The sequence below is a fragment of the Desulfocurvus sp. genome, assembly GCF_023230885.1.
GTDB lineage: Bacteria > Desulfobacterota > Desulfovibrionia > Desulfovibrionales > Desulfovibrionaceae > Desulfocurvus.
On sequence record NZ_JALNWM010000255.1, the window covers coordinates 1 to 3807 of the forward strand.

The window sequence follows — 3807 nt, forward strand, 5'->3', positions numbered from 1 at the left end:
CCTGGCCCGGGCCTGCGCGCCGGACCCGGCCCGGCGATTCGCCTCGGCCCGGGAGATGGCCGCCGCCCTCGGGGCCCTGGCGGCCCAATGGACCGCGCGCACGGCCCGGGCCTGCGCCCTGGCGCCGGAAACCGCAGCCCCGGCCCAGGAGGCGCCCGCCCCGGCCCCCTTGCGCCGCGAGCCCGTCAGGACCGGGCCGCGCATCGGCCCCGGGGCCTTCGGCCTGGACGCCCTGTGGCGGCCCCTGGCCCATCCGGCCCGGAATTTCCGCGACCTGGGCGACGGCACGGTGGCCGAAGCCGTCTCGGGGCTGGCCTGGGAGCGGGAAGGGACGCCCTACGCCGTGGAATACGCGCAGGCCCTGGAACATGTGGCGGCCCTGAACGCGCGGCGCCTGGGCGGGCACGGCGACTGGCGCCTGCCCACGGTGCCGGAGCTGGCGACCCTGCTGCGCCCCGTGGCCCGGGGGCGCGACCACTGCCTGGAACCCGCCTTCGACCCGGCCCGGGGGCGGCTGTGGTCCGCGGACCGGCGGACCTTCCAGAGCGCCTGGACCGCCGACGCCGAGCTGGGCCACATCGGCCACCACGACTTCTCCTGCCGTCTGTTCGTCCGCGCCGTGCGCGGCTAGCCGGGGGCGCGTCCGCGCGGCCCGGCTGCCCTGCGGCACCGCGCAGGGGGCAAGGCCGAAGGCTTCTTGTTCGGGGAGCGCGGGTTGTGCCCCTGAGGCGCGGCACCGGCCGCCTGGTCCCGGGCGCAGCGGGCTTCGGAAACGGCACTCCCGGCGGCCCGAGCGGCCCCGCCGCGCCCGCGCCGCCATGAGCGGCAGGCCCGGCCGGGGGCCGGACCGGGCGCTTCGCCGCCACACCGCTTGGCCGCTTGGCCGCTTGGCCGCTTGGCCGCTTCGCCGCTTCGCTACTCGAATTCCAGGAAGTCGGACAGGATAACCTTGAGCCCGAAGCCCGGGAAATTGACCCGGACCTTGCCTTCGGACACGGCGGCCACCACCTTGCCGCGCCCGAAGATCTTGTGGCGGCAGTAGCCCAGGCGGGTGGGCGTCAGGGTCGGGCCGCCCGTCGGGGCGGGGGGCCGGAGCTCCGGGCCGGACGCCGGGCGCTGGTCGCCGCCGTCTTCGGGGGGGAGGGTGCCGGACGCGCCCGCGCTGCCTGCCGGGCCCGGCTCCCGGGGCGGGGCGGGCAGGTAGGCCACGTCCCCGCCGTCGGTGCGGGCCAGTCCGCCGGTGTAAGACTCGCGCCAGGCCTCGGTGACCCCGGGGGGCAGGGCGGCGATGAAGGGGCTGTCCAGGGCCGGTTCGCTGCTGCCGCTCTGCTGGTTGTAGATGGTCGCGGGCACGAACAGGGCCAGCTCCTCGCGGGCCCGGGTGCAGGCCACATAGAGCAGGCGGCGCTCCTCCTCCAGGTCTTCGGCGCGGGTCAGGGCGTGGCGGGAGGGGAAGCGGTCCTGCACCAGGTCGATGATGCAGACCGCCGACCATTCCAGGCCCTTGGCCGAATGCACCGTAGACAGGGTCAGGGCCTGGCCGTCGTCCTCGTCGCCGCCCTCGTCGGGGCTTTCCAGGCACAGGTCGGCCAGGAAGGCGTCCAGGTCCGCATAGCCCGAGGCGATGCGCCCAAGCTGCTCCAGCCCGGCCTGGCGCCGGGGCCAGTCGTCGGCGTATTCCTTTTCCATGCCGGGCCGGGCGAAGTCCAGCACGCGGGCCAGCAGGGCCGCCGGGGCGCCGGGGGCCGCGCGCAGTCCGTCCAGGAAGTGCAGGGTCTCCTCCAGCTCCTTGTTCCTGGCGCAGGCCTTGGCCACGGCCTTGGCGTCGCCGCGCAGCAGGGCGTCGTAGAGCTTCGCGCACGACTTGGGGCCCACGCCGCGTACGCGCTCCAGCACGCGCTTGAAGGCGGGCAGGTCGGCCGGGTTCTGGGCCAGGCGCAGGAAGGCCAGGGCGTCGCGGATGTGCGCGGCTTCGGAGAAGCGGATGCCGCCGTATTTGCGGTACTTGATGCCCAGGCGGTTCAGGGCCACCTCCACGGGAAAGGCGTGGTACCCGGCGCGGAAGAGCACGGCGATCTCCGCCAGGGGATGGCGCCCCGAAAGCTCCATGATCCGCGCCACAACGGCCTGGGCCTGGGAGCGGTCGGACAGGGTGCGCACCAGCCGGGGCTTGGGGCCGTCCTCGCGCTCGGTGTACAACCGCTTGCGGATGCCCTGTTCGGCCTGTTCCAGCAGGGCGTTGGTCAGGTCCAGGATGGGCTGGGTGGAGCGGTAGTTGCGCTCCAGGCGGATGAGCCGCGCCCCTGGGAACATTTGCTGGAAAGACAGTATGTTGCGGACATCTGCGCCCCGGAAGGCATAGATGGACTGGGCGTCGTCGCCCACGGCCATGACGTTGCCCGCCTCGCCCGCCAGCAGGCGCACCAGCCGGGCCTGGACGAGGTTGGTGTCCTGGTATTCGTCGACCATGACGTGCCTGAAGCGGCGCCGGGCGGCCTCGCGCGCGGGTTCGTGGTCGCGCAGCAGGGTTTCCAGGTGGAAGAGCAGGTCGTCGTAGTCCACCAGCCCGTGCTTGCGCTTGAATCCCGTGTAGGCCCGGGCGATCTGGCCGATTTCGTCCTCGTAGCGCAGCAGGTGGAAGGCTTCGTCCCGCATGACCTCGGCCAGTTCGCGTTCCTTGTTGCGCGCCTTGGAGATCAGCCCGAGGATGGTGTTTTTCTTCGGAAAGGATCGGTCGCCCTTGCCCAGGCCCAGCTCGTCGCGCAGGTCGCGCAGGGCGTTTTCGGCGTCGGCCTGGTCGAGGATGGTCGGGGCCTGGCTCAGGCCCAGGGCCGCGGGGTGGCGGCGCAGGGTGGCGTAGGCGAAGCCGTGGAAGGTGCCGCCCGTGAGTCCGGCCAGTCCTGTGGCGCCCACCAGGCGCGCCGCGCGCTGCTGCATCTCCTGGGCCGCCTTGCGGGTGAAGGTCAGCAACAGGATGGCCTGCGGCGGGGTGCCTCGCGAGACGAGGTGGGCCAGGCGGTAGACGATGGTCCGGGTCTTGCCGGAGCCGGCCCCGGCGACGACCAGCACCGGGCCGTCGCCGTGGGTGGCGGCCTCGTACTGGGCCGGGTTCAGGTCGCGTGCGAAGTCGATCATTGCGGGCTGCGGGTGCGCGGGGCGTGCGCGCCCGGCGGGGTTGGGGTTGGGGCCGCCGTGGGCCGCGGGGGCTCAAGTCTGCTGGGCGGCGCCGAAAAAGTCCAGGACCAGTTTGCCCACGTCGCGCGGGCGCGCGGGCCCGGGGCCCGGGCCGGGGTCGCTGTCGTGGAAGAAGGCGTCGTCGGCCGTGTGGACGCCGGTGCGTCCGTATTGACCGAACACGGGGCGGCCGTCGAACTTGGCCGTCAGGCTGAAGCCGGGGTGCGGTTCGGCCAGCAGGTCCGGCGCGCCGGGAACCCGGGGCCCGGGGTAGAGGACCGGGCCCTCGTGCACCGCGCGGATCACCGGGCGGCCCCGATGGGTCAGGGCCAGCAGACCGTCGCGGATGCGCGCGGCCAGGGCCGGGGCTTGGGCCGGGGTCACGCATCCGGCGGCGAAGCCTTCGCGGGTGTGCAGAAAGATGCGGCCCGGGTCCAGGGCCAGGGCCCGGGAGTCCGAGGCCAGGGCCGTGGCGTCGTTCTCATGGTCGTGGGCGCCCGTGAGGCGCGCCAGGCCCTGGTCCGCCAGCCAGGAGTTCAGGTCCACCTCCGTTTCCAGGCGCGTGAAGCCGTGGTCCGCCAGGACCAGCAGCCGCCGGGGCCGGGGCAGGGACTCGAAGCGGTTCAGGAAGTC

At 74.0% G+C, this 3807-nt stretch carries 3 protein-coding genes; 1 reads left to right on the forward strand and 2 read right to left on the reverse strand.

Features of this window, described 5'->3' with window-relative positions:
- Positions 1 to 631: DUF1566 domain-containing protein (locus M0P34_RS14205; protein WP_291500280.1), on the forward strand; the 631-nt coding region annotated here is incomplete at its 5' end.
- 284 nt (positions 632 to 915) lie between these two features.
- Here M0P34_RS14205 and M0P34_RS14210 read toward each other — a convergent pair.
- On the reverse strand, positions 916 to 3135 hold the full coding sequence (locus M0P34_RS14210; RefSeq protein ID WP_291500282.1) for an ATP-dependent helicase: 2220 nt from the start codon (positions 3133 to 3135) through the stop codon (positions 916 to 918).
- Positions 3136 to 3207: 72 nt separating this feature from the next.
- Positions 3208 to 3807: alkaline phosphatase family protein (locus tag M0P34_RS14215; RefSeq protein WP_291500284.1), on the reverse strand; the 600-nt coding region annotated here is incomplete at its 5' end.

Bases quoted from the DNA above. Each gene is read 5' to 3' on its own strand.
- M0P34_RS14210 (WP_291500282.1), bottom strand. From the start codon at position 3,135: ATGATCGACTTCGCACGCGACCTGAACCCGGCCCAGTACGAGGCCGCC.